This window comes from Promicromonospora sp. NPDC090134, assembly GCF_044746965.1.
Lineage (GTDB): Bacteria > Actinomycetota > Actinomycetes > Actinomycetales > Cellulomonadaceae > Promicromonospora.
This window is the reverse complement of record NZ_JBIVCZ010000004.1, coordinates 95,396-119,821: the sequence shown is the minus strand read 5'-3', so window position 1 is coordinate 119,821 and position 24,426 is coordinate 95,396. Positions and strand designations below refer to the sequence as shown.

The 24,426-nt window shown below is 72.1% G+C and carries 22 protein-coding genes; 13 read left to right on the top strand and 9 right to left on the bottom strand.

What is annotated here, in order from left to right:
* Positions 1-69 precede the first annotated feature (69 nt).
* Positions 70-675, top strand: a complete 606-nt coding sequence (locus tag ACIPN7_RS12870; RefSeq protein WP_400542281.1) for a TetR/AcrR family transcriptional regulator — start codon at positions 70-72, stop codon at positions 673-675.
* Between the two features lie 92 nt (positions 676-767).
* Here ACIPN7_RS12870 and ACIPN7_RS12865 read toward each other — a convergent pair whose 3' ends face one another.
* Both ACIPN7_RS12865 and ACIPN7_RS12860 read right to left on the bottom strand, forming a co-directional pair.
* On the bottom strand, positions 768-1,367 hold the full coding sequence (locus ACIPN7_RS12865; protein WP_400542278.1) for an NAD-dependent epimerase/dehydratase family protein: 600 nt from the start codon (positions 1,365-1,367) through the stop codon (positions 768-770).
* Positions 1,368-1,444: 77 nt separating this feature from the next.
* Positions 1,445-2,722: an MFS transporter gene (locus ACIPN7_RS12860; protein WP_400542275.1), complete on the bottom strand. Its 1,278-nt coding sequence runs from the start codon at positions 2,720-2,722 to the stop codon at positions 1,445-1,447.
* Positions 2,723-2,769: 47 nt separating this feature from the next.
* Between ACIPN7_RS12860 and ACIPN7_RS12855 the strand changes: the two genes are divergently transcribed.
* Positions 2,770-4,227: a PLP-dependent aminotransferase family protein gene (locus ACIPN7_RS12855; protein ID WP_400542272.1), complete on the top strand. Its 1,458-nt coding sequence runs from the start codon at positions 2,770-2,772 to the stop codon at positions 4,225-4,227.
* A 38-nt stretch (positions 4,228-4,265) separates the two neighbouring features.
* On the opposite strand, the gene ACIPN7_RS12850 is transcribed toward ACIPN7_RS12855, so the two are convergent.
* Complete coding sequence (locus tag ACIPN7_RS12850; RefSeq protein WP_400542269.1) at positions 4,266-4,664, bottom strand: winged helix-turn-helix transcriptional regulator; 399 nt, start codon at positions 4,662-4,664, stop codon at positions 4,266-4,268.
* Positions 4,665-4,761: 97 nt separating this feature from the next.
* Here ACIPN7_RS12850 and ACIPN7_RS12845 point away from each other — a divergent pair, with 97 nt between their 5' ends.
* Entirely contained in the window at positions 4,762-5,463 is a 702-nt protein-coding gene (locus tag ACIPN7_RS12845; protein WP_400542266.1) for a DsbA family protein, read from the top strand.
* A 68-nt stretch (positions 5,464-5,531) separates the two neighbouring features.
* Here ACIPN7_RS12845 and poxB read toward each other — a convergent pair whose 3' ends face one another.
* Positions 5,532-7,265 (bottom strand): ubiquinone-dependent pyruvate dehydrogenase, encoded by a 1,734-nt coding sequence (gene poxB / locus ACIPN7_RS12840; RefSeq protein WP_400542263.1) that lies wholly within the window; start codon positions 7,263-7,265, stop codon positions 5,532-5,534.
* Positions 7,266-7,364: 99 nt separating this feature from the next.
* On the opposite strand from poxB, the gene ACIPN7_RS12835 reads away from it, so the two are divergent.
* Positions 7,365-8,366 carry a squalene cyclase gene (locus ACIPN7_RS12835; protein WP_400542260.1) on the top strand — a complete coding sequence of 334 codons (1,002 nt, stop codon included), beginning with the start codon at positions 7,365-7,367 and terminating at the stop codon, positions 8,364-8,366.
* A 22-nt stretch (positions 8,367-8,388) separates the two neighbouring features.
* Here the strand turns inward: ACIPN7_RS12835 and ACIPN7_RS12830 are convergent, their stop codons facing one another.
* On the bottom strand, positions 8,389-9,255 hold the full coding sequence (locus tag ACIPN7_RS12830) for a LysR family transcriptional regulator (protein WP_400542258.1): 867 nt from the start codon (positions 9,253-9,255) through the stop codon (positions 8,389-8,391).
* 151 nt (positions 9,256-9,406) lie between these two features.
* Here ACIPN7_RS12830 and ACIPN7_RS12825 point away from each other — a divergent pair, with 151 nt between their 5' ends.
* Both ACIPN7_RS12825 and ACIPN7_RS12820 read left to right on the top strand, forming a co-directional pair.
* Entirely contained in the window at positions 9,407-10,279 is an 873-nt protein-coding gene (locus tag ACIPN7_RS12825; RefSeq protein WP_400542255.1) for an oxidoreductase, read from the top strand.
* Between the two features lie 181 nt (positions 10,280-10,460).
* Entirely contained in the window at positions 10,461-13,241 is a 2,781-nt protein-coding gene (locus tag ACIPN7_RS12820; protein ID WP_400542252.1) for a hypothetical protein, read from the top strand.
* Between the two features lie 53 nt (positions 13,242-13,294).
* Here the strand turns inward: ACIPN7_RS12820 and ACIPN7_RS12815 are convergent, their stop codons facing one another.
* Together ACIPN7_RS12815 and ACIPN7_RS12810 are read right to left on the bottom strand one after the other, a co-directional pair.
* A complete protein-coding gene (locus ACIPN7_RS12815) occupies positions 13,295-14,467 on the bottom strand; it encodes a hypothetical protein (protein ID WP_400542249.1) in 1,173 nt (390 codons plus the stop codon).
* A 54-nt stretch (positions 14,468-14,521) separates the two neighbouring features.
* The gene (locus ACIPN7_RS12810) at positions 14,522-15,046 is read right to left on the bottom strand and encodes a 2'-5' RNA ligase family protein (RefSeq protein WP_400542246.1); all 525 of its coding nucleotides are present in this window, start codon (positions 15,044-15,046) and stop codon (positions 14,522-14,524) included.
* A 116-nt stretch (positions 15,047-15,162) separates the two neighbouring features.
* On the opposite strand from ACIPN7_RS12810, the gene ACIPN7_RS12805 reads away from it, so the two are divergent.
* Positions 15,163-15,366: a hypothetical protein gene (locus ACIPN7_RS12805; RefSeq protein WP_400542243.1), complete on the top strand. Its 204-nt coding sequence runs from the start codon at positions 15,163-15,165 to the stop codon at positions 15,364-15,366.
* On the opposite strand, the gene ACIPN7_RS12800 is transcribed toward ACIPN7_RS12805, so the two are convergent.
* Entirely contained in the window at positions 15,367-16,491 is a 1,125-nt protein-coding gene (locus ACIPN7_RS12800) for a class I SAM-dependent methyltransferase (protein ID WP_400542240.1), read from the bottom strand.
* A 212-nt stretch (positions 16,492-16,703) separates the two neighbouring features.
* Between ACIPN7_RS12800 and ACIPN7_RS12795 the strand changes: the two genes are divergently transcribed.
* Together ACIPN7_RS12795 and ACIPN7_RS12790 are read left to right on the top strand one after the other, a co-directional pair.
* On the top strand, positions 16,704-17,351 hold the full coding sequence (locus tag ACIPN7_RS12795; RefSeq protein WP_400542237.1) for a hypothetical protein: 648 nt from the start codon (positions 16,704-16,706) through the stop codon (positions 17,349-17,351).
* A 149-nt stretch (positions 17,352-17,500) separates the two neighbouring features.
* A complete protein-coding gene (locus ACIPN7_RS12790) occupies positions 17,501-18,289 on the top strand; it encodes a hypothetical protein (protein WP_400542234.1) in 789 nt (262 codons plus the stop codon).
* Between the two features lie 4 nt (positions 18,290-18,293).
* Here the strand turns inward: ACIPN7_RS12790 and ACIPN7_RS12785 are convergent, their stop codons facing one another.
* Positions 18,294-18,722 (bottom strand): hypothetical protein, encoded by a 429-nt coding sequence (locus ACIPN7_RS12785; protein WP_400542231.1) that lies wholly within the window; start codon positions 18,720-18,722, stop codon positions 18,294-18,296.
* Positions 18,723-19,017: 295 nt separating this feature from the next.
* Here ACIPN7_RS12785 and ACIPN7_RS12780 point away from each other — a divergent pair, with 295 nt between their 5' ends.
* From ACIPN7_RS12780 to ACIPN7_RS12765, 4 genes are all read left to right on the top strand, one after another.
* Positions 19,018-22,413: a CARDB domain-containing protein gene (locus ACIPN7_RS12780; RefSeq protein WP_400542228.1), complete on the top strand. Its 3,396-nt coding sequence runs from the start codon at positions 19,018-19,020 to the stop codon at positions 22,411-22,413.
* A gap of 139 nt (positions 22,414-22,552) precedes the next feature.
* The gene (locus tag ACIPN7_RS12775) at positions 22,553-23,002 is read left to right on the top strand and encodes a GNAT family N-acetyltransferase (RefSeq protein WP_400542225.1); all 450 of its coding nucleotides are present in this window, start codon (positions 22,553-22,555) and stop codon (positions 23,000-23,002) included.
* 181 nt (positions 23,003-23,183) lie between these two features.
* Positions 23,184-23,354, top strand: a complete 171-nt coding sequence (locus ACIPN7_RS12770; RefSeq protein ID WP_400542222.1) for a hypothetical protein — start codon at positions 23,184-23,186, stop codon at positions 23,352-23,354.
* Positions 23,355-23,384: 30 nt separating this feature from the next.
* Positions 23,385-24,386 (top strand): DUF4190 domain-containing protein, encoded by a 1,002-nt coding sequence (locus tag ACIPN7_RS12765; RefSeq protein ID WP_400542220.1) that lies wholly within the window; start codon positions 23,385-23,387, stop codon positions 24,384-24,386.
* Positions 24,387-24,426: the final 40 nt, after the last annotated feature.

Sequence of the window (24,426 nt, the reverse complement as noted above, 5' to 3'; positions counted from 1 at the left end):
GCAAAGTTTCTGAACGATCGGTTGTAAATTGGGTACACTGCAGGCGGAGACACTCGGGAAGGGGTGGCCATGGCGGGCGGAAGGCCGCGGACGTTCGATGCCGAGGCAGCGCTGGACCGTGCGGTCGAGGTGTTCTGGCGACAGGGCTACGAGGGCACGGCCGTCTCGGAGCTGACCGAGCGGATGGGCGTCAACAAGCCGAGTCTGTACGCGGTGTTCGGCACCAAGGAGGAGCTGTTCCAGCAGGTCGTGCGGCGCTACGCCGAGGTGGAGCTCGCCTACTTCCGCGACGCCCTCACCCGCCCGACGGCGATGGAGGTGGTGCGCGACTACCTCGACCGCAACGCGGTCGCGCTCACGCGCCCCGACCGCCCCCGGGGGTGCCTGTCGATCCAGGGCGGGTTGTCCGCGAACCCCGCCCACGAGACGGTGACGCAGTTCCTCGCGAGCAGCCGCCGGGCCGGTGAGGACGCGCTGGCCGAACGTCTCACCCGGGCGCGCGAGGAGGGCGACCTGCCCGCCGACGCAGACCCGGCGGTCCTCGCCCGCTACGTCATGGTCGTGTCCGAGGGGCAGGCCGTTCACGCGTCCGCGGGCGCCACGCGCGACGAGCTGATGCAGTCCGCGGCGATCGCCCTCAAGGCTTTCGAGCAGGCTCTCGCGCCCACGGGCTGACCGAGCCGGCACGGGGTGGACACGACGGGGTGGACACGACGGGGTGGACGCGGCAGGCGCGTCCACCCCGAGCCCCGGCCCCGGCCGGTGCCTCAGTCGGTGATGACGACGACGCCCGAAGGCGCGTCCAGCAGCTCGACGGTCAGCTCCGCGGCACGGTCGATCTGCACCCGCGGTTCGGCGGGGGCCGACCCCTCGTTGTAGGTGCCGGGGCCGTAGAACTGCCCGTAGCTCAGCACGACGCCGCCCTCGGCGAGGGTCGAGCGCTCCAGCTCGGCCACGGCCAGCGCGTCCGGTCCCTCGGGCAGCTGCCAGGCGACCGTCTGCGCGAGGTATCTCGGCGACCCGCTCTTGCGAGCGGCCTCGATCAGGTTCTGGTTTCCCTCGGTGCGGATGCGGGCGTTCAGCTCCGCGTAGGCGCCGATGCTCTCGACGTCGTCCGGCAGGTCGGTGAGCTCGTTCAGGATGACGTCGGGCGCGAAGTCACGCACCGCCTCGATCAGCCTCTCGCGGTCGAACACGTCGCAGACGATCGGCTCGGCGCCGAGCTGCCGGAGCAGGTCGGTCTTGCCGGCGGACCGTGTCATCCCGCCGACGACGTAGCCGGCCTCGACCAGCCGGGGGACCAGTCGCTGACCGATGACGCCGGACGCTCCGGCGAGGAGCACTCGTCGGCCGTTGGTGCTGGGCATATGCCTACCTTCTTCCTTGTGGGGGTTGTTCCCTGTGGGGTCGTTGCTTGTGGTGGGGTTGCTTGTGGGGTGGTTGGTCACGCGCGGCTGAGCTCGCGCGGTCCGGCCGGGTCGCCGGCGTCCTGCCGCAGCCCACGGCGCTTCAGGTGCTGCTGTGCGCCGAGGCTGAGCAGGGAGAGGACGACGACCACCGCGCTGTACCAGGCCACGGTGGGCACCACCCCGAGGGCGTTCGTGAGCTGGCCGGCGATGACGACGGGCAGCCCCAGGCCGAGGTACGACACGACATAGATGCCCGCGACGACTCCTGCGCGCTGGTGCGCGGCGACGAGCGGGATGATCAGGCCCAGGGCCGCGGTGAACGCCGCGCCGAACCCGACGCCGGCGATCGCCTGCCCGACGAACATGCCGCCGAGGCTGCCGGCCCAGGCTCCGGCGATGATCCCGACGGCGCCCAGGGATGCCGCGTAGATCCCGATCGTGATGGCCGCTCGCGGGCGCACCCGGGCGAACGACAGGCCGACGACCACGGAGACGGCCGGCGCGATGAACCCGGCGAGCCCGTCCAGCAGGCCGCTGTCGAGATGGAACACGCTGTGCACCATGCTCGGGGCGAGGCCGCCCGAGAGGCCCGCGAGCATCCATACCGCCGCCACCACGGGAGCTGCGGCGAGGAACTCCTGGCGCGCCGCGGGCGGCACGGTGACCTGGGGGATCATCGACCGGAGGGCGCCGGGGCCTCGGCGGATGGTCTCCGGGGACCCGGCGACGGCGAGGCCGCCGACCACGGTCAGCACGCTCAGCACGACGAAGACGATCGTGTTGGCCGAGGGCGTGAGCTGGATCGCGAGACCGGCGAGGAGTGAACCGACGGCCAGGCCGCCGGTGAGCCCGACGCTGCCGAGGATCGGGCCGAGGCCCTTCCGGCCTGCGGGCGCGTGCTCGACCAGTGCGGCGGTGAAGGCCGCGGTCGCCGCGCCGCTGGCGATCCCCTGGATGATCCGGCCCGCGATGACCCAGCCGACGTCGGGCGCGAGGAGAAAGACCAGGTTCGACGCGAGCTGGACGACCAGGGCGCCGATGAGCATTGGCCGTCGTCCGAGATGGTCCGACAGCGAGCCCAGGACGAGTGCCGCGGCGAGGAAGCCGACCGCGTAGACCGCGAATGCCACCGTGAGCAAGGACGGCGGGAAGTCCCACTGGGCCCGGTAGACGACGAGCAGGGGCGTGAGCGCACCGGCCGCGAGATACATGCTGGTGAACGCGAGAGCCGCACCCGCAAGGGCCAGGCCCGAAGGTAGTGCGCGCCGCTCGGAGCTGCTGCCCGCGGCGCCATGGAGGTTGTCATTGCGCATGCCGTCGACTTTACGAAGCAAGAGGTCCGGGCATACCGTCCACTTTCATGGAGGTTTCGCAGACCAATTCAGGGGCGGAGTTCCTCTCGGCCGCCGGGATCGACCTGCACCTGGAGCCGAAGGGCCCCGGCGTCCGGGCCGGACTCACCGACGCGCTCCGGCAGGCGGTGCGTACCGGACGCCTGGTTCCCGGCACCCGGCTGCCGGCCTCCCGCACGCTGGCCGCCGACCTCGGGGTGGCGCGCAGCACCGTGACCGAGTGCTACGCGGAGCTGGTGGCCGAGGGCTGGCTCACCGCCCAGCAGGGCTCCGGCACCCGGGTGGCCGCCCGGCCCGGTCCTGGGTCCGACGGACCGCCGCCCCACCCGCACCGCGTGCACCGGCGACCTGCCCAAGGACTGCTCCCGGGCGCCGAGGACTTCGCGGAGTTCCCCCGGACGGCATGGCTGGCCGCCGCACGACGGGCCCTGGCCGCGGCGCCGTACGACGCGTTCGGGTACGGCGACCCGCTCGGCCGCATCGAGCTGCGCTCCGCGCTGGCGGAGTACCTCGCCCGCGTACGGGGCGTGTACGCCGAGCCGGGACGAATCATCATCAGCGCGGGCTTCCACCAGGGTCTGGGCCTGCTCGCCCGCGCCCTGAAGGCGCAGGGCGTCCGGGCCGTCGCCGTCGAGTCCTACGGCCTCGACCTCTACCGCGAGCTGCTGGCCGACGCCGGGCTCGACATCCCCGCGCTGCACGTCGACGCCGACGGTGCGCGGACCGGCGACCTGGCCACCCTGCCCGGGACGGGAGCCGTCCTGCTGACACCGGCGCACCAGTTCCCGACCGGAGTCGCGCTGGCACCCGAACGCCGGGCGGCCGTGCTCGACTGGGCGCACCGCACCGGCGGGCTCATCGTGGAGGACGACTACGACGGCGAGTTCAGGTACGACAGGCAGCCCATCGGGGCGCTCCAGGGACTGGACCCCGAACGGGTCGCGTACTTCGGGACGGCGAGCAAGTCGCTGGCCCCGGCGCTGCGCCTCGCCTGGATGGTCCTGCCCAAGGACTGGGTCCCGAGGGTGGCCGCGGTCAAGGGGCCGGTCGAGGTGACGAGCGTCCTCGACCAGCTGACCTTCGCGGAGCTCATCGCCTCGGGCGGCTTCGACCGGCACGTGCGGGCGATGCGGCAGCGCTATCGCCGGCGGCGCGACCAGCTGATCACGGCCCTGGCGGAGCACGCGCCGAACGTCCGGGTGACGGGTATGGCGGCGGGCCTGCAGGCGGTGGTGGAGCTACCACCCGGGACCGAGCGGGCGGCGCTCCGGTCGGCAGGGCAGCACGGTCTGCTGGTGAGCGGGCTCACCGAGTTCCGGCACGAGGGCCTGACCGCCGGCTCGCACGTTTCGGACCGGGCGGCGCTCGTCGTCAACTACTCCGCGGTGTCGGACAGCGCCTGGCCGCGTGCGCTGGACGCGCTCTGTCGCATCATGCCGCCAGGGCCGGCCGGCCGGCCCGGGTGAGCCTCTCGGAGAGGTCGGGGTCTCGCGCCCGACGCACCCTAGGCGGGCACCTCGCGTGCCTCGCGGTGGCGCTGGATCGTCTGATGGTTGTCGACGGCCCAGGCCGCGAGGTCGAGGACGGTCCGCAGGAGGCTGCGCCCCAGCGGCGTCAGCTCGTACTCGACGCGGGGCGGCACCTCGGGATAGCTCGTGCGGGTGGCGAGGCCGTCCTCGGCGAGGTGCTGCAGCGTCAGGGTGAGCATCCGCTGCGAGATGCCGGGGATCGCGTGGACGAGCTCCGTGTAGCGGAGCGGGCCGGCCTCCAGCGTGCCGACCACGAGCACGCTCCACTTGTCGCCGACCCGGTCGAGGACGTGCCGGATGAAGTCGGCGTCGTCGTCGTTCCAGTGGGAGCAGGGTCCCGGCACCTGCCGGACCGCTGAGCGCACGCCTGCCATCTCGCTGCCTCCTCCGCACACATCGGTGTGCCTTTTGTAGCGCCTTCAAAACTCACGCATCATCTGGTTACACACAAAGTGTAAGAGAGGAAGCGTCATGCGCATCGAGATGTGGTCCGACATCATCTGCCCGGTCTGCGGCGTCACCCAGCTCCGGATCCGCAACGCCGTGCAGCAGTTCGAGCACGGCGACGAGGTGGAGGTCATCCACCGGTCCTTCCAGGTGCACCCCGGCATCGCCCCCGAGGGCATCACCCAGACCCAGCTCAGTCTCGACGCGGGAATGACCGTCGCGCAGATGGAGTCGGTCCTGCGGCCCATGGAGATCAGCGCCGACGCGGAAGGGTTCGGGGGCTACCACGCCATCGATCGCACGCTCGGGCCGACCGCCCTCACGCACGAGCTGCTCGCCTACGCCACGGATCAGGGCAAGCACCACGAGGCGTGGACGGCGATGTTCACCGCGCACTTCAGCACCAACCGGCAGCTGTGGACGCTGCAGCAGCTCGTCGAGTTCGCGGACGAGATCGGCCTGGACCCGGCCGCGGCCCGCGACGTCCTCACCGCGCGTCGCTACCGTGCCCAGGTCGAGGAGGAGCAGCTGCGCGCGCAGCGCATGGGCGCCACCGGCACGCCGTTCGTCGTGATCGACGGTCGGTACGGCATCGGCGGCGGTGTGGACACGGCCACGCTGGTGAGCGTCATGGAGCGGGTCCGGGCCGAGAGCAGGCCCGTGCCGCTGAGCATGCCGTTCGGTGCGGGCGAGCAGTGCGGGCCCGGTGGCGCCTGCGCGGTCTGAGGGCCGACCACCGCGATCGGGCCCTGTCGTCGTGAGCGGCTCCGGTGACCTCGGGCCACGCGCGCGGATCAGTCGAACAGCCTCCGGAACACGTTCGTGTCGGCGAGGTCGACGAGCTCGTCGCCGCGCCCCGACATGATCGTGCGGATCGCGTACAGCGTGAAGCCCTTGACCTGCTGTGCCGAGATCGCCGGCGGGATCGACAGCTCCTGGCGGGCCGTGACGACGTCCACCAGCGCCGGGCCGTCGTGCTCGAAGGCGGCGCGCAGGGCGCCCTCCAGGTCGTCGGGCTGCTCGACCCGCCGGCCGTGGATGCCCATGGCGTTCGCGACGTCCGCGAGGTTCGGGTTGTCGAGCTGGGTGCCGAAGTTCACGAACCCGGCGGCCTTCATCTCGACCTCGACGAAGTTCAGCGAGGAGTTGTTGAACACGACGATCTTCACCGGCAGCTTGTTCTGCCGGAGGGTGAGCAGCTCGCCCAGCAGCATTGCGAGCCCGCCGTCGCCCGCCAGCGCGACCACCTGGCGCCCCGGGAACGCCGACTGGGCACCGATGGCGTGGGGCAGGGCGTTCGCCATGGTCCCGTGGTTGAACGACCCGATCAGCCGGCGCCTGCCGTTCATCTCCAGGTAGCGGGCCGCCCAGACCACGGGGGAGCCGACGTCGGGGATGAACACCGCGTCGTCGCTCGCCAGCTCGCTCACCAGTCGCGCGACGTACTGCGGGTGGATCGGTTCGCGGTTGCGGTCGTTGTCGGCGAGCTCGTCGAGGTCCTTGCGCGCCTTCGCGTAGTGCTTGAGCGAGGTGTCGAGGTGCCGGTGGTTGGTGCGCTCGTCCAACCGCGGCAGCAGCGCATCGATGGTGTCGCCGACGTCGCCCACCAGGCCGAGGTCGATCGGCGTGCGCCGGCCGAGCTGCTCTCCCCTCAGGTCGACCTGCACGATCTGCGCCTTGGACGGGTAGAACTGCTGGTACGGAAAGTCGGTGCCGAGCATCAGCAGCGCGTCGCAGCTCTCCATGGCCCGATAGCCGGAGGCGAAGCCGAGCAGCCCCGTCATGCCCACGTCGTAGGGGTTGTCGTACTCCAGGAACTCCTTGCCGCGCAGCGCGTGCACGACCGGCGCCTTGAGCTTCTCGGCGATCCGGACCACCTGCTCGTGGGCGCCCTCCGTGCCGGCGCCGCCCAGGATGGTCACCTTCTTCGCCTCGTTGAGGATCTGTGCGGCGATCCCCAGCTCGTGCTCGCCCGGGCGCACCACCGGCTGGGTCGCCCGGATCGGTGCCGACTTCTTGCGGCCCGTGCTCTCGGCGAGGAACACCTCGCCCGGCACGACGACGACGGCGACGCCGCGCCGCTCCACCGCGGTGCGCATCGCGATCTCGAGCACCCGCGGGAGCTGCTCGGGCATGCTCACCAGCTCGGTGTAGACGCTGCACTCGCGGAACAGCTCCTGCGGGTGCGTCTCCTGGAAGTAGGTGCTGCCGATCTCGGCCCCGGGGATGTGCGCCGCGATCGCGAGCACCGGCACCCGGCTCCGGTTGGCGTCGTAGAGCCCGTTGATCAGGTGCAGGTTGCCGGGCCCGCAGCTCCCCGCGCACACCGCGAGCTCGCCGGTCAGCGCCGCCTCGGCGGCCGCCGCGAATGCCGCCGCCTCCTCGTGCCGCACGTGCTGCCAGGTGACCGTCTCGTTGCGCCGGATGGCGTCCGTGAACCCGTTCAGCGAGTCGCCCGGCAGGCCGTAGACCCGCTCGACCCCCGCGTCCTCGATGATCTCGACGATGGTCTCGGCAACGTTCGACATGCCGCGAACGTATGCCGGGTCGAATCGCGTCGCAACGCCGGACGCGAGGTCACCCGTACTTGCCTGGAACGTGCGGCCGGGGCGCTCTAGTCTCGGCGTATGACCTCCTCGCGGGTGTCCGACGACGTGCTGGCCTGGCTGCTCGACAGCGACCCGGCGCTGCGCTGGCAGGTCGAGCGGGACCTGCTGCGCGCGCCCGACGCCGTCTGGCGGGCCACCCGGGCCCGCGTGGCCACGGAGGGCCTGGGGGCCGGCCTGCTGGCCCGGCAGGACGACACCGGGACCTGGGCCGGCGGGGCGTACTTCCCGGCGAGCTTCGACTTCTCCGGGCCGGAGGCCCAGCCCGGTGCGGGGCAGCCCTGGACGGCCACCACGTGGTCGCTCAACACGCTGCGGGAGTGGGGCCTGGACGCCGCGGTGCTGCGCGACCGGGACACCGTGGCGCTGATCTCGGCCAACGCCCGCTGGGAGTACGACGACCTGCCCTACTGGGGCGGCGAGGTCGACGCCTGCATCAACGGGTTCACACTGGCCAACGGCGTGTGGCTCGGGGCGGACGTCCAGGGGATCGCCGACTGGTTCGTGTTTCACCAGATGGACGAGGGCGGCTGGAACTGCGAGTGGGTCGAGGGGTCGACCCGCGCCTCGGTGCGCTCCACGCTCAACTCCCTTAAGGGCCTGCTCGCCCATGAGGAGGCCACGGGCGGCACGGACGCCGTCCGCCAGGCGCAGGCGCGGGCCGAGGAGTACCTGCTGGAGCGGCACCTGATCCGGCGGCTGACGACGGGTGAGCCCGTGGCCGACTGGGTGTTCCGGCTCGCCTACCCGTTCCGGTCGTTCTACGACGTGCTCAGCGCCACCGACTACTTCCGCGCCGCCGCCGAGCTCCGCGGCACGCCGCCCGACGCACGGGTCGGGGAGGCGGTCGAGCTGGTCCGCGCGCAGCGGCAGCCGGACGGCACCTGGCTGCAGGCGCGGCGCCACCCGGGCCGCGTGTGGTTCGAGGTCGACGTCGACGCGGGCCAGCCGTCGAAGTGGCTGACGTTCCACGCCGCGCGGGTGCTGGCCTGGTGGGACGACGCGGCGCACGGGAGCTGCTGAGGCGCGTCCGGCCGGGACGGGGTCAGGACGAGGCGCTCGCCGCCAGGTGCGCCGCGGTCTCCACGAGGCCGTCCAGCGCCGCCGACCGGGCGCCCGCCGGCCAGGCGAGCAGCGTCGTCACCTCGGGTGCGTCGACGACGGGCACCGCCACGTGCTCCGGCCACTGCCAGGCCCGGCTGGAGCCCGGGATGACCAGCAGCGTGCGGCCGAGGGCGACGAGCTGCGCGAGCTGGGACTGGGTGCGGACCTCGGGCCCGGCACCGGGCGGGTAGGTGCCGTCGTGCTGCGGCCAGCGCGCGATCGGCAGGCCGGGCACGTCGCTCACCTCGGCCACGGTCAGGCTGGTGCGCTGCGCGAGCGGGTGCGCGGCGGGGACGATCGCGACCTGGCCCTCGGTCACGATCTCGACGGTGTCCAGGCCCGTCAGCACGTCGAACGGGGAGTGCACGAGCGCGACGTCCGCGCTGCCGTTGCGCAGGAGCTGGCCCTGCCCGCCGATCTCGCAGAGCAGCACGTCGACCTCCACGGCACCAGGCCGCGCCGCGTACGAGTCGAGCAGCCGCTTGAGCAGCTCGTGGGAGGCACCGGCCTTCGTGGTCAGGACCAGCCCTGGCGTCGGCGCCGCCGCGCGCCGGGTCCGGCGTACGACGGCGTCCACCGCGTCGAGGGCGAGCCGCGCCTCGGCCAGCATGGCCGCCCCGGCGGCCGTGAGCGAGACGCCCCGGCGGTCCCGGTCCAGGAGCACGACACCGAGGCGCCGCTCGAGCTGCTGGACGGCGCGCGACAACGGCGGCTGGGCCATGTTCAGGCGCTCCGCGGCCCGGCCGAAGTGCAGCTCCTCCGCCACGGCGACGAAGTACCTCAGCTCGCGGGTCTCCAGTCCGTCCACGAGCCCAGGGTATCGGTGATACCGGTGGGGTATCAGCCCCGATCGAACCGGTCTTGGACGCCGCCGTGGTGGCGGCCGCACGATCGACGTCGGGGCCGGACGGCCGCACACCCGCCGTCGTCCGCGACCTCCACGACGAGAGGCCACGATCTTGAGCACCACCGCTCCCACCCTGCCCGGCGGCACCTGGACCCTGGGGGACATGACCGTCACCCGCTTCGGCTACGGCGCCATGCAGCTCGCCGGTCCCGGGGTGCTGGGTCCGCCCGCCGACCGGGACGGCGCCCTCGCCGTCCTGCGCGAGGCCGTCGACCTGGGCATCACCCACATCGACACAGCCGGCGCCTACGGGCCGCGGATCACCAACGAGCTCATCCGCGAGGCCCTGCACCCCTACCCCGACACGCTGCACGTGGTCACGAAGGCAGGCGCCTACCGCGACGAGCAGGGTGGCTGGCCGGTCGAGCGCCGGCCCGACCAGCTCCGGCGGCAGATCGACAGCGACCTGGAGACCCTCGGGCTGGACACGCTGGACCTGGTCCATCTGCGCCTCGGCGACGCGTCGGGCCGGAAGGAGGGTTCGCTCGCGGAGGCCTTCGAGACGATGGCCGCGCTGCAGCAGGAAGGGCTGGTCCGGCACCTGGGCCTGACCAACGTGACCGCCCGTCAGGTCGCGGAGGCCCGGACGATCGCGCCGATCGTGAGCGTGCAGAACATGTACAACCTGGCCCACCGCGAGGACGACGGGCTGATGGACCGGCTCGCCGACGACGGCATCGCCTACGTGCCCTGGTTCCCGCTCGGCGGGTTCAGCCCGTTGCAGTCCGGTGCGCTGACCGCCGTCGCCGCCCGGCTGGGCACCACGACGATCGCAGTGGCGCTGGCGTGGCTGCTCCAGCGCTCCGCCAACGTGCTGCTGATCCCGGGCACGTCGTCGGTCGCGCACCTGCGGGAGAACGTGGCCGGCGCGGGCCTGGTGCTCGGCGCGGACGAGCTCGCCGAGCTGGACCGGATCGGGGGGTAGCGTGCTCGCCGGCGCACGCGATTCGATCAATACCGATCAGAACATTGACCCGGTCCTGCGCCCCGTCCTACGTTCTGGCTGAGCAGAGCACGAGGCGATCGCGTGAAGCGATCAGAAACGATCACTGCTGATCGTCGCCCCGTGCGCCCGGTCCAGTCAACGACGACGGAGAGAGTGCCCCATGCCACGTCCCCACCGCCGCACGGCCAGATCCACCGCGGTCGCCGCGGTCCTCGTCCTCGCCGCGGGCGGCCTCCTGGCCCCCTCGGCGAGCGCGAGCGCACCGCGCGACGCGACCACGACGCCGTCGTCGGCCACCGCAGCCCAGCCGGACCTGCCGGTGCTCCGGCTGGACGACCCGTCGATCGACTGGCGGGAGCTCCTGGTCGACGGCGACGACGTGGAGCGCCGCGCCGACGGTGGGGCGTACAACACGTTCGGCGGGTTCGGCTCGGTGTCCTGCAACAACACCTCGAACCTGCTGCTCGACTACAAGGAGGAGCAGCCGGAGGCGTACTGGCGGATCATGCGGATGCTCTTCGACCCGGTCACGGGCGCGGGGCTCAAGCACATCAAGGTGGAGCTCGGCGCGGACAGCAACAGCTCGTCCGGGGCGGAGCCGGCCACGAAGCGCAGCGCCGACGAGCCCGCGAACGTGCTGCGCGGCGCGGGCTTCCACTTCATCGCGGACGCGCTGACGATCAACCCGGACATCGAGACGGAGGCGCTGCGCTGGGGCGAGCCGTCCTGGACCGGCAACGACCCGGTCAAGCGGTACCAGTGGTACAAGGAGACGATCGACGCCGCGTACGACACGTACGGGGTGGAGCTCGACTGGATGAGCCCGTCGCAGAACGAGGTGCGCGGCGCCACCTACCAGGCGTCCGAGCTGGCGTGGACGGTCCGGTTCGCGCAGTGGCTGGAGCGGGACGCCGCGGCGCCGGACGCCCGGTACGACTACTCGCACATCAAGATCGTGGCGCTGGACTCCTACCGCGAGGGCGACGCCGTCGCGGCGCGGATCCTGGCCGACCCGGCGGCGCTGGAGCAGATCGACGCCCTGGCCTACCACTACGACATCGTCGGCGGGCCCAACGTCACGCGGCTGAACAAGGAGTTCGGCAAGGAGATCCTGTACTCCGAGGGCGTGGCCCCGATGATCGACCCGCAGTACCGGGTCGCGGCCGACCCGTCGCGCGGCGGTGTGGGCGGCACGGTCTCGGCGGCCGACATCGCGGACCGGTTCATCAACGCCTACCGCTGGAGCAGCGCCGGGAACGACCCCGCGCACATGACGACGTTCCTGTTCCAGCCCGCGGTCAGCGCGATGTACGAGGGCACGCAGTACTCGCCCAAGCACCTGGTGCGGGCCTCCGACCCGTGGTCCGGCTACTGGGAGGGCGACGTCGGTCTGGTCGCCGTGCGGCACTTCCACCAGTTCGTCGGCGACGGCTGGGAGTACGTCGAGGGCGCCACGGGCGGCGACGGCACCAAGGGTGACGGCGGCACGAACGTCGACACCTCCACCCGCACGGTCCTGACCGCCCGCACGCCCGCGGGCGCCGAAGGCGAGGCGCAGTGGTCGCAGGTGCACGCGAACAACACCCGCACCGACCGGTACTTCGAGGTCAAGGTCGCGGACCTGGGGCCGGGCGGCCGGCCGCTGTACGCGTGGGAGACGCGCGGCCCGGACACCGGTGAGGCCTACGACGCGAACTACTTCCAGAACACCGGCGTCTACGAGCCCGTCCGGACGGAGACGGTCGGCGGCGTGGAGCACGACGTCTACCGCGTCAAGGTGCCGGCGTACTCGATCGTCACGCTGTCGACGCTCGCGCACGGCGTGGCCGGAACGACGGAGTCGTACGCGCCGGGCGACTTCGCGCCCGACACCGCGGACACGATCCTGCCGCTGCCGTACCGCGACGACTTCGAGTACGCCGGGTACCCGGTGACGAAGGTCGGCGGCCAGAAGATGACCTACCTGGAGCGGCGCGGTGGCACCCCGCGGTACACGGCGGACCAGGACGGCGCCTTCGAGGTGGTCGACGCCGACCGGCGGCGCGGGCACGTGCTGCAGCAGCAGATCAACGCGGGCAACCGCGGGTTCGCCTGGAACGTCTGGGGCAACGGGCGGCAGGACGTGCTCCAGACGGCGGCGCCGTCGACCGTGCTGGGCGACCACCGCTGGGCCGACTACACCGCGGCGGTGGACTTCCGGCTCGACGCCGTGGACCGCGACGCGGCGCTGGAGAACTTCGCCGGGCTCGGCGTGCGGCAGGTCTACGCCCGCGGCGGCGACCAGGCCACCTACGCGGTCCGCGTGCACGAGGACGGCCGCTGGCAGCTCCGCAAGCTCGACCAGGTCGTGGCCTCGGGCACGGTGGCCGGGTTCGACGGCGGCCGATGGCACCGGCTCGCGGTCGAGGCGCGGGGGAACGTCGTCACGGCGACCCTCGACGGCGACCGGCTCGCCCGCTGGACCGACGCCGCGGCCAACCCGGTGCTGACCGGCCGGATCGCGCTGACCAGCGGGTTCTACAACACGCAGTACGACGACCTCGCGGTCACCCCGGTGCCCGGCCACGCCTGGGCGTCGGAGAAGATCGACGACTCGGACGCGCGGCTGACCTACCCGGACGGCTTCACGTTCACCCAGGCGGGCTACGCGCACTTCAACCGCACGCAGCACGTGCTCCGCGCGGGGCAGTCGGTGGGCGTGGCGTTCACCGGCACCGGCCTGAACCTGTTCGGCGCCACGGCCGCCGCGACGCTGGAGGTGGTCGTGGACGGCGGCACGCCCACGACCGTGCAGGCCGGGCCCGTGGGCACCCGCGAGACGTCGTACTGGCTGCGCGACCTGCGGCAGCGGTCGCACACCGTCACGGTCCGCGTGGTCAGCGGCACCTTCACGCTCGACGGCGTGGACGTGCTGACCCAGGGGCGGGAGTCCCGGACGTGAGCGACTGAGGCGGCGGCCGGCCCGGCCGACGACGGCTGATGCCGTCGTCGGCCTCACCAGTCGCGGGTGGCGTCGACACCGTCGAGCAGCGCTTCCCGCTCGCTGGAGAGGTCGACGCCCCGGTCCTTGGCCGCGGCCTCGAGCACTTCGACGACTGCCGCGATGAGCTCCTCGCGTTCCTCGGTCATGATCAGGTCGTCGCCTGTTGCGAGGTCGATCGCGTTGAAGGCCTCGGCGTACGCGGAGCCGATGCTCGTCATCCGTGACGTCCTGTCCGCGGGCGGCGTGTCGAGCGTCGCGAGGATCTGGCGACGGGTCTGCTTGAACTGCGCGATCGACTTCCGGTAGGCGCTCGCGCTGATGCCTTCACGCTGGTCCCAGTCCCGGAGCGGGTTGTCCTTGTTCTCCGCGACCCATTCCGGCTTCCGTGCGCCGGTCACGCTCAGATACGTGCCGTTCGCGGCCTCGGGCCGCCAGAGACGGCGCATCGCGGTGGCGAACTCGTGCGGAACGTTGTGCAGGTCGATGTACTCGAGCTCGGGTGCGTCCTCGACGGTGAGGGCGTCCGCCGCCGTCATCCCGAAGTACCCGGTGACCGAGAGCTCGCGCAGGCTGGTGAGCTGGTTGAGGGCGGCCGCACCGGTCATCTCGCAGAGGTCGCCGTAGAGGCTGAGCTCCGTGAGGTTCGGGAACGTGGCGGCGATGATCGCGCCGTCGAGCCGCACGACGTCCTTGACGTGCAGGCGCCGGATCGCGGCGAGGTCGTCGACGCCGTCCGGGACCTGGAGATCGGGTCCTTCGATCGACACCTGGGTGGGGTCGTCGTCCCAGTTGCTCTGGCCGCTCGCGGCGAGCCGCTCCCAGCTCAGCGCGTCGCCGATGCTCCATCTCAGGCCGTAGGTCTGCGACGATCGCTCGACGAGCGGGGGCGCAGTGCCGATGACCGTGCAGCTGCGTGGCAGCACCCACGGTGCGTGGCAGTGGCTGCGCTCGCCCTTCCAGTTCCCGGCCTGTCGAGTGAGCGGACGGAGGTGGCCCAGGTCCTCGAGCGACTCCGGCCGGGTCGAGCTGGACCAGTCGAGGTCGAGCACGTCCGCGAGCTCCTCGTCCACGTCCAGGCGGGTGACCTGTGCGGCGGTCCACTCGCCGAGGCCGTGGTGGAAGGTCACGACGACATCGCCGGCCGTGAGCGGGCGGGGCGGAGTTCTGGTGCGTCGAAGGGCCATGCGCGCAAACGTATCCGGGCCCACTGACACTGACGCCGAGAGCCGGGGCGACCGTCACGGGACGACCCTGAGCGGGTACGCGATCCCCGTCCCGGCGTCGATGAGCGCCGCCCGGCTCAGCGTGCCGGTGAGCGGCACGATCTCGTAGACCGCCTCCAGCACCAGCGGCGTCTGGTCGAGCCGGACGCGGGTGGCCACGGTGACGTGCGGCGTCCAGACGCCGGGCACGTAGTGCTTGTGCAGCTCGTCGTCGGTCGCGCCGAGCGCCTCGACGACTCGCTCCTGGCGGGCCGCGAGCGCGCTCGTCACCGCCGGGACCAGGCTCATCCGGCCCCGGCGGAACGCGGCGACGGCGTCGAACCGCACGGTCGTGGGGCCGGCGTCGGGCAGCGCGTCCAGGGCTGCGCGCACCTTGTCCAGGTCCCAGGAGCGCAGCACCGCCAGGGAGAGGTGCGGCACGTGCCGGCGGTGGGTGTGGCTCGCGAGCGTGGGCACGCCCTGGTCCTCGAGTCGCTGCCACAGCCGTCGCAGGACCCGCTCGGTGGGCCTGTCGAAGAGCAGGCAGACGGCCAGCGCCACGAGGACAGCCTAGGGCGGGCGGCCGGTCGGGTCCTTGTCGGTCGAGCAGGAAGGTGCCGCCCGCCTCGACGGCCAGGTCCGGTCCGAGGACGGCCGACGGCGTGTACGCCCCCGCCTTGCCCTCGCCGCGCGCGAGGCGCTCCGCGACGACGGCGGCGACACCGGCGGTGAAGTCCATCGCCTCGCCGGCGCGCAGCCAGCCCTCCCGCCGGGTGCCGTCGGGCCACGTGACGACCGAGTCGGACAGCGCCGGCTTCAGCGACGGACTGCGGGGCGTCGTCGGGACCCTGCGCGAGGTGGGGTCAGCGGTGGACGCCTAGCTAGGACGTACCCGCCTCCTTCATCCGGTAGAAGCGGAAGAATCCGAAGCCCTCGATCGGCAGCACCTCGAACTCGCTGAACCCGGCGGCCGCGCCGTACTCCCGCAGCAGGGACGGCCGCATCACCGTCCCGGTGGCCGCGCTCGGCTGACTGGAGCGGCCGTCGGGCAGGCAGACGAAGAGGCTGAAGCCGTACATCATGCGCTCGAGCTCGTCGCCGTGCGGCGCGAACGACTCGGCCACGGCCTCGTCCATCACGATCAACGGCGCCCCTGGGGCGAGCGACGCCCGGACGGCCGCGAGCACGTCGACCGGGCGGGGCATGTCGTGGACACACTCGAAGGCGAAGGCTGCGTCGTACCGGCCCTCCGGGAGGTGGGCGGCGTCGCCGTGCGAGAAGCGGACCCGGTCGCCGACGCCGGCGGCACGCGCGTTCTCGGTGGCCATCGCCACCGACGGCGCGTCGATGTCGATCCCGTGGACCGTCGCGCCGGGGTATGCCCGGCCGAGCGCGATGCTCGACCAGCCGCCGCCGGAGCCGACGTCGAGCACCTGGGCGCCGGGTCGCGCGAGCCGCTCGTGCAGGTCGGCGACGCCGGCGAGCGCGTCGGCCAGCCGGTGCTCGAACCACGGCCTGTTCGCGTCCGCCTGCCCCTCGCGTGCATGGTCGCCCAGCTCGTCCCAGCTCACGCCGTCGCCGGTGCGGTAGGCGGCCAGCAGCCGGGGGAGAGCGGGGCCGACGGCTCCGAACATCCGTCCCACGGGGGCCAGGAAGTTGAGGCTGTCCTGGTTGGTCAGCACCTCCGCGGTGGCCGGCGGGATGCTGAAGACACGCTCGTCAGGGGTGCCGTCCGAGTCGAGCTGCAGCAGGCCGGTGACGGTCTGCTGCTCCAGCCACTCCCGCGCGTAGCGGGCGTCCGTGCCGGTGCGCTCGGCGAGCTGGGGCGGCGTCGCGGGACCGTCGTCGGCCAGCGATCGGTACCAGCCCAGGCGGTCGCCCAGGAACGTCGACATCAGGTCGACGGTGCCGAGTACGGCGCCGAAGAGACGTTCGGCCACGGCGTCGGCGGAGGGTGTGACGGTCGGTGTCGCGTCCGTCGAGGCTGCGTCCGGGGTGGGATCCATCTCTCCACGGTCCGCCTGTCGCGGGCGGCCCACCACTGCGGGAGCGGGGGATCTTTCCGGGCGCCCGGTACAGCATGTCAACGGTTGTCAGCTCTCGGGTCGGCGACGACGGCACGTCGGATCTGCGCGAGCTCTACTGTGTGCGCGTGCAGCATGTCTGGGTTAGTCCCCGTCCGGGCCGTTTTCTGGCGTTCGCCTGGTTCGTTGAGAACGTGACGTCGCCGATCTTCATCGCGCGCAGCATGGCGACCGGCACGGCGCCCGAGTCGGGAATCGATCGCTGGGTCGTCGTCGTCGACCCCTCCGCGCCGCCGGAGGCGCTCGCGGCGGCTCAGGGCCGGATCCGCGAGGTCGGGCGCCGGGCGCGGTTGCGCTACCTGCTCGCCCGCGTGTCGACCGGGCTGATCTTTGCGTGGCCGGTGCTCTTCGTGGCGGTCGCGGCCTCGGCCAGTCAGTCCGCGGGCGGCGACACCGGGTCGGCCTTCGACGAGGCGACATCGGTGACTGTCGCCTACCTCACCGTGCTCGGGGTCGCCGCGTTTGTCGCCGGCTGGCTCGCCCGCGGTTCCGTCCGCGAGATCCGAGAGCTGCGCGTCGACCAGACGGCGCGCAGCGCGGTGCTGGGCCGGAGCCGCGACGTCCTGCGCCTGATCTCGCGGTTCGACCGGCTGGGCGTCGTCGAACGGCGGCTGCTCCTGGACCACCTGTGGGGCGTCGCTACGGCCGACCAGGCGCGCTCCGGGTACCTCGACGGCGACCCGCCCTTCGATGAGACCGAGTTCGCGGCACTGCGGCGTGACGTCGAAGCGGCCGAGGCGGCGCTCGGGCGCTGGGCGACCACCGCACGGGTTCACGTCTGAGCGGCGTCTCCGCCACCTGCCCCTCAACCGGGTACGCGGGCGCTGGGCATCGAGATCCTTCCGGGCTGTCCGTGGGTGACGAATATTCGGTCAGCCGACGATGCAGGTGCCGGCTAGCCTGCGACGTTCGCCACGCGTGAGAGGGCAAAGTGGAACATACCGACGCCGAGATCGCTCGCGCCTGGCTGGCCGAGTACGGAGTCGTGCAGACGGGGCCCGGCACCTGGATGTACGACGACCAGCCCGAGCGCACGGTGGCGAAGGATGACATCGCACTGAACTGCTCGTCCTGGATCTTCGAGGACGAGGAGCTCGACGAGCCGGGCAAGATCCAGGTCGCTCTGGGGATGGTGGACCTCATCGACGAGCCGTGGACCTTGGAGGAGCTTCATTTTCCGTACTGCCTGAGAGGCACGGTGCCTCCGCCAGAGCTCTGGGCCGGGCTGCGGGACCGCCTGGAGGCCGAGTCCGTCTCGAACGTCATCGAGGACTCGATCTGGCATACGTGGTTCGAGTGCCGAGCGACCTCGGACCGCGCGTACCGGGCGCTCGTCGGTGACGACCTCGCGGGGCTGGATCTCCTCGCGCTCCCGACCAGGGCGGCGTCGGACTCGTTCCTGCGGCGCGCGCGTCGGGTGCTGGAGCTCTCTGGTCCGGTGTCATGGGACGTGAAGGAGCACTCGTACCGTTCGGCGTCGCGCCTCGAGTCCCTGAGCCACGCCGTCTTCAAGGCGATCCTGGCGAGCTACCACGACCTCTACGGCGACGCCGAACCCGGCCCGGCGCTCGATCTGCTCGACCGGCTCGACCTCCCGGAGAACACCGAACATCTGGCCCCGCTGCGCACCGTGCTGGCGGCCGGTCATCGAAAGCACTACGCCGCGCCGGACGCCTGGACGGCCGCTTGCGCGGCCATGGAGGGCACGGCGAACCCGTGACGCCCTACCGGGCCTCTTTTCCCCGGTAGTGCGCGTGCGCCCGCGCCCGTAGCTCCGGCGTCGCCGCCGCGCGGAGCGCGTCGAAGTACTCGCGCAGGGGCTGGCCGGTCTCGATCCAGCGCAGCTCCGCCTTGGACACGTAGTCGCCGCAGCCGGTGCAGAACGAGCGGTCGCCGTAGAGGAACGGGTTGGCCAGGTAGCTGCGGACGATCTCCTCGGGCATGCCCGTGCCCGCCCCGCAGACCAGGTGGCGGTAGGCCTGGGGGACGCCGTCGAGCGAACCCTCGTACCGGGCGTCGGGCGTCAGGGTCACATGCTCCTTCTGCTGGCCGTCCCGGCGGCGCCGCTGGTGCCACCACGAGTGCAGGCGGAGTGCGGCCGGCGAGACGGCCCGGTGACAGAACGGGCAGGTGAGGCGTGCGGCGTCGGACATGCCGGACATGATGCCAGCGCTTCCGGACGGCTCCGGGCCCTTGACGCCCCAGGTTTCGCCCTCGTAATATCCGAACCGCAAGACTGCAAGAACTTGACAGACCACGAGCACAAAGCAGTGCACGTACTGCAACTCTGCAATCTCGCCCCCGGTACGCGGCCCTCCTCGGGCTGCCTCGGTGGCGCCGACCCGACCCACCCAGGACGTCGACGCGCACCGGCCCGGTCGCGCCGACGTCGGGCGCCGTTGCCCGCGGGTGGCCGAGCCCGCCACCGGCGGGAGAACGAGGACGTTCATGAGAATCCCCTGGAAGCACACGGTCGTGACGGGCGCCGCGCTGGCGCTGGTCGCGCCGCTCGGCCTGGCCGCCGTCGCGCACGCCGCGGACGCCACCAACCTCGCCCTCGGCAAGCCGATCACGGCGTCGTCCGTGACGCAGACCTACGTCGCGGGCAACGCGAACGACGGGAACACCGGCTCCTACTGGGAGGGCGCGGGTGGGCAGTACCCGGCGCACCTCACGGTCGACCTCGGGCAGGAGGCCGACGTCGAGCGCGTCGTGGTGCAGCTCCCGCCGCCCGCCGCGTGGTCCCCGCGCACCCAGACCTTCAGCGTGCTCGGGCGGTCCGACGGCGAGTCGGCGTACCGGACGCTCAAGGCCTCCGCCGCCTACTCCTTCGACCCCGCGACCGGCAACACCGTCGAGATCCCGCTCGACGGCGAGGCGGACGAGGTCCGCCTCGCGTTCAGCTCCAACACCGGCGCGGGCAACGGCCAGGTCTCCGAGCTGCAGGTCTGGGGCACGCCCACCGGCGACCCGACCGACCCGACGGACCCCACCGATCCCACCGACCCGACCGGCACCAACTACGCCCTGAACCGTCCGGCGGCGGCGTCGTCGACCGAGTGGACATACGTCGCGGCGAACGCCGTGGACGGGCAGACCGGCACGTACTGGGAGGGCGCCGGCGGGCAGTACCCGTCGACGCTCGACGTCTCGCTGGCCGCGCCCACGCAGGTCAGCAGCGTGCGTGTGCGGGTCAACCCGGACGCCGCCTGGGGCGCGCGCACGCAGACGTTCTCCGTCTGGGGACGCTCCGGAACGGGTGCGTGGCAGGAGATCAAGGCGTCCGCCGGGTACGCGTTCGCACCCACCAGCGGCAACCTCGTGGACATCCCGGTCACGGGCACCGTCACCGACGTGCGCCTGCGCTTCACGGCCAACACGGGGGCGGGCAACGGCCAGGTGGCCGAGCTGGAGGTCTACGGCGCCCCGGCGCCCAACCCGAACCTCACCGTCACGGCGGTGACGGCGTCCCCGGCGTCGCCCACCGCGACCACGCCCCTGACGCTCACGGCGACCGTGAAGAACACGGGCGACCGGGCCTCGGCGGCCACGACGCTGGACGGGAAGATCGGCGGCAGCACCGCCGGCTCGGCGGACGTCGCCGCGCTGCAGCCCGGCGCGACCGCCCAGGTGCAGGTCGCGGCCGGCACCAAGCCCGCCGGTGAGTACACGGTGGGCGCCGTCGTCGACCCCGGAAACACGGTCGCCGAGCAGGACGAGACCGACAACGGCTTCACGGCCACGGCCAAGCTCGTCGTCGGTGAGGCGCCCGGGCCGGACCTCGAGGTCGTCTCGGTGTCCTCGAACCCGGCCAACCCCGCCGTCGGCGCTGTCGTGTCCTTCTCCGTCCAGGTGCGCAACCGCGGCAACCAGGCGGTCGCGGCCGGTTCCGTGACGCGGGTGGTCGCGGGTTCGACCACCCTGAACGGCACGACGCCGGCGATCCCGGCGGGCGGCACCGTCACCGTCACCCCGTCCGCGACGTGGACGGCGACCAACGGCGGCGTCACCGTGACCGCCACGGCCGACGCCACCGACGTCGTCGACGAGACGAACGAGGACAACAACACCGGCACGCTCGCGGTGACCGTGGGCCGCGGCGCCGCCGTGCCGTACACCACCTACGAGGCCGAGGCCGGCCAGTACACGGGCGCGCTCCTGCAGACCGACCCGCTGCGTACGTTCGGGCACACCAACTTCGCGACCGAGTCGTCGGGCCGCGAGTCGGTACGGCTGAACGGCACCGGCCAGTACGTGCAGTTCACGTCGACCAACCAGACCAACTCGATCGTCGTCCGCAACTCGATCCCCGACGCCGCCGGCGGCGGGGGACAGGAGAAGACGATCAGCCTCTACGCGGACGGCCAGTTCGTGCAGAAGCTGACGCTGTCGTCCAAGCACTCCTGGCTGTACGGGACCACCGACCAGCCCGAGGGCCTCGTCAACACCCCGGGTGGCGACGCCCGCCGCCTGTTCGACGAGTCGCACGCCCTGCTGAGCCGGTCCTTCCCGGCGGGCACGGTGTTCAGGCTCCAGCGTGACGCCGGGGACGACGCCGCGTTCTACATCATCGACCTGGTGGAGCTCGAGCAGGTCGCGCCGCCCAGCTCGAAGCCCGCGCAGTGCACGTCGATCACCGAGTACGGCGCGATCCCGAACGACGGGCTCGAGGACACGGCCGCGATCCAGGCCGCCGTCACCGCGAACCAGGAGGGCGAGATCGACTGCGTGTGGATCCCGGCGGGCCAGTGGCGCCAGGAGAAGAAGATCCTCACCGACGACCCGCTCAACCGCGGCACGCACAACCAGGTGGGCATCAGCGACGTCACGATCCGCGGCGCGGGCATGTGGCACTCGCAGCTCTACAGCCTCATCAAGCCGCACCTCGCCCCGGGCGTCATCAACCACCCGCACGAGGGCAACTTCGGGTTCGACATCGACGACAACGTCCAGATCTCCGACATCGCGATCTTCGGCTCCGGCGACATCCGCGGCAACAACGGCCAGGAGGAGGGCGGCGTCGGCCTCAACGGGCGCTTCGGGCAGAACACCAAGATCACCAACGTGTGGATCGAGCACGCCAACGTCGGCGTGTGGGTGGGTCGCGACTACACCAACATCCCCGAGCTGTGGGGGCCGGGCGACGGCGTCGAGTTCTCCGGCATGCGCATCCGCAACACCTACGCGGACGGCATCAACTTCAGCAACGGCACGCGCAACTCGCTCGTGTTCAACTCGTCGTTCCGCAACACCGGCGACGACGCGCTGGCCGTCTGGGCCAACCCGTACGTCAAGGACCGCAACGTCGACATCGGCCACGACAACGCGTTCCGCAACAACACCGTCCAGCTCCCGTGGCGCGCCAACGGCATCGCCATCTACGGCGGCTACGACAACTCCATCGAGAACAACCTGGTCTACGACACCATGAACTACCCCGGCATCATGCTGGCGACCGACCACGACCCCCTGCCGTTCTCGGGGACGACGCTCATCGCCAACAACGGCCTGTACCGCACGGGCGGGGCGTTCTGGAACGAGGACCAGGAGTTCGGGGCGATCACGATCTTCCCGCAGACCCACGACATCGTGGGCGTCACCATCCGCGACACGGACATCGTCGACTCCACGTACGACGGCATCCAGTTCAAGAACGGCGGCGGCAACATGCCCGACGTCCGCATCACGAACGTGCGGATCGACGGGTCCAACAACGGCTCGGGCATCCTCGCGATGGCGGGCGCTCGCGGCAACGCGATCCTGTCGAACGTGACCGTCACCAACTCCCGTGACGGGGACATCGAGAAGGAGCCGGGCTCTCCGTTCGTGTTCACCGGGCAGTAGTTCATCGCCCGTAGCAATGGGGACGACGGCGGGGCGTCGGCACGTGGTGCCGGCGCCCCGCCCTGTCCGCTCGTCCGCCGGCAGTGTCAGAGGTGGCGCGTACCTTCGGAACCACGGTGCTGCGACGGGAGGAACCAAGGTGCTGCGACTCGAGGAACTGAGCGTCGACAATCTCGGTGACGTCCTGCGCCTGCCGCCGCAGCCCGGTGACGACGAGCCGGTCGCGTCCACGGCCTGGTCGGTCGCCGAGGCGTACGTCCACCCGACGGCCTGGCCCCGGGCGGTGACCGACGACGGCGTGGTGGTCGGCTTCGTCATGGCCAGCTGGAGCCCCGAGGAGCCGGAGCCCGCATTCCGCGCGGGCATCTGGCGGCTGAACGTCGCGACGGCGGCCCGTGGGCGCGGCGTGGGGCGGTTCGCCGTCGAGCAGGTCGCCGCCGAGGCGCGACGCCGCGGCGTGGACCGGATCACCGTCCTGTGGGACGCGACCCATGGCAGGAGCCCCGAGCAGTTCTACCTGAGGTGCGGGTTCCGGCCCACGGGTGAGCTGCTGGGCGAGGTGGTCGGGGAGCTCGACGTGCGGACGTGAGCCCGGCGGGGACCGGCGTGAGCCGACCGGGGATTTCACCCCCGTGGTCGGGTTCCGAAAGGGCTTTTCCCGACATTTGTCCGGACTTGACCTCTACGATGTTCAGCCAGAGAGGGCGCCGGTGGCTCAGCCGGAGCGGGCGGCGGCTACAGACGCGTGACGCGGCGACGGGGGTAGACGGGTGGACGAGCGGGACTCGGAACGGACGCAGGACCTGCGGTTCACCGCGCCGGAGCCGCCGGTCGGGGACACGCGGCCGATGGCACCGCCGTCGTCCGCCGCCCCCGGGCCCACCCCGCCGTCCGTCGTGCCGCGCCCGTACGAGCCGTACCCGCAGGGCGCTTACCAGTAGGCGCCCCACCAGCAGGCGCCGTACTCGCAGGTGCCGTATCCCCAGGCGTACGCGGGGGTGCCGGGTGTGCCCGGCACCGGGCCGGCGGCGCCGACCAACCCGCAGGCGACGGCGAGCCTGGTGCTGGGAATCTCGTCGCTGTTCCTGAGCCTGCTGTTCGTGCCCTCGATCCTCGGTGTGGTGCTGGGGATCGTGGGGGTCGCGCGCTCGCGCCGCACCGACCCGCCGGTCGGGCGAGGTGCGGCGATCACCGGCATCGTGCTCTCGCTGGCCGGAGCGGTCCTCGGCGTGTTCGCCGCGGCGGCCGTGACGGACCTCGTGTCCGACGCGGCGCGGACGATCGTCGAGGAGGCCGCCACCACGCCGCCGGAGGAGGACGGCGGCGCCACGACCCCCGCCCCGGAGGAGTTCGTCCGGCTCGACGCGGCGCAGTGGGCGTCCATCGCGAAGGACCCCGACAAGGCCCAGGGGCGGGCCGTCGTGGTGTTCGCCGAGGTCATGCAGTTCGACAGCACCACGGGCCCGGACCGGTTCCTGGCCGGCGCGGGGGTGGACCAGCCGGGCTCCGCGTACGAGCTGGAGACCCAGTCCGTCTTCGTCGCCGAGGAGGCCCTGCTCGGCGGCGTGGAGGCCGGCGACGTGCTGAAGGTCCACGCCGTGGTGGACGGCTCCTTCACGTACGAGAACCAGATCGGTGGCGCCTCGACGGTCCCGGCGCTGACCGTCGCGAAGATCGAGGACGTCGGCCTCGCCGACCTGGGCAAGGACGTCGAGTTCGGGGCGATCGAGCTCATGGCTCCCGGCCTGAACCGGGTGTCGGTCACCGTCACGAACAGCGGCGCGCGGACCTTCGATTACTTCATCGACGTGGTGGCCGAGAGCAAGGACGGCAAGACGACGTACGAGACAGGCACGGCCTTGGTCCGGGCCCTCAAACCCGGACGGACGGCCGAGACGACCGTCGACTTCTTCGTGGACCTCCCGGCGGACGCCGTCGTCCGTACCGAGCTGGTGGAACGGTACCCGGGGTAACGGACCCACCGGACGCCGCTCGGCCTGACCCGGCTGGCCT

Coding starts and splice junctions, on each gene's coding strand:
- ACIPN7_RS12850 (WP_400542269.1), bottom strand. CDS start 4,664: ATGGCAGGCGTGCGCTCAGCGGTCCGGCAGGTGCCGGGACCCTGCTCC.
- poxB (WP_400542263.1), bottom strand. CDS start 7,265: ATGTCGAACGTTGCCGAGACCATCGTCGAGATCATCGAGGACGCGGGG.
- ACIPN7_RS12780 (WP_400542228.1), top strand. CDS start 19,018: ATGAGAATCCCCTGGAAGCACACGGTCGTGACGGGCGCCGCGCTGGCG.
- ACIPN7_RS12815 (WP_400542249.1), bottom strand. CDS start 14,467: ATGGCCCTTCGACGCACCAGAACTCCGCCCCGCCCGCTCACGGCCGGC.
- ACIPN7_RS12870 (WP_400542281.1), top strand. CDS start 70: ATGGCGGGCGGAAGGCCGCGGACGTTCGATGCCGAGGCAGCGCTGGAC.
- ACIPN7_RS12860 (WP_400542275.1), bottom strand. CDS start 2,722: ATGCGCAATGACAACCTCCATGGCGCCGCGGGCAGCAGCTCCGAGCGG.
- ACIPN7_RS12835 (WP_400542260.1), top strand. CDS start 7,365: ATGACCTCCTCGCGGGTGTCCGACGACGTGCTGGCCTGGCTGCTCGAC.
- ACIPN7_RS12855 (WP_400542272.1), top strand. CDS start 2,770: ATGGAGGTTTCGCAGACCAATTCAGGGGCGGAGTTCCTCTCGGCCGCC.
- ACIPN7_RS12820 (WP_400542252.1), top strand. CDS start 10,461: ATGCCACGTCCCCACCGCCGCACGGCCAGATCCACCGCGGTCGCCGCG.
- ACIPN7_RS12800 (WP_400542240.1), bottom strand. CDS start 16,491: ATGGATCCCACCCCGGACGCAGCCTCGACGGACGCGACACCGACCGTC.
- ACIPN7_RS12845 (WP_400542266.1), top strand. CDS start 4,762: ATGCGCATCGAGATGTGGTCCGACATCATCTGCCCGGTCTGCGGCGTC.
- ACIPN7_RS12785 (WP_400542231.1), bottom strand. CDS start 18,722: ATGTCCGACGCCGCACGCCTCACCTGCCCGTTCTGTCACCGGGCCGTC.
- ACIPN7_RS12865 (WP_400542278.1), bottom strand. CDS start 1,367: ATGCCCAGCACCAACGGCCGACGAGTGCTCCTCGCCGGAGCGTCCGGC.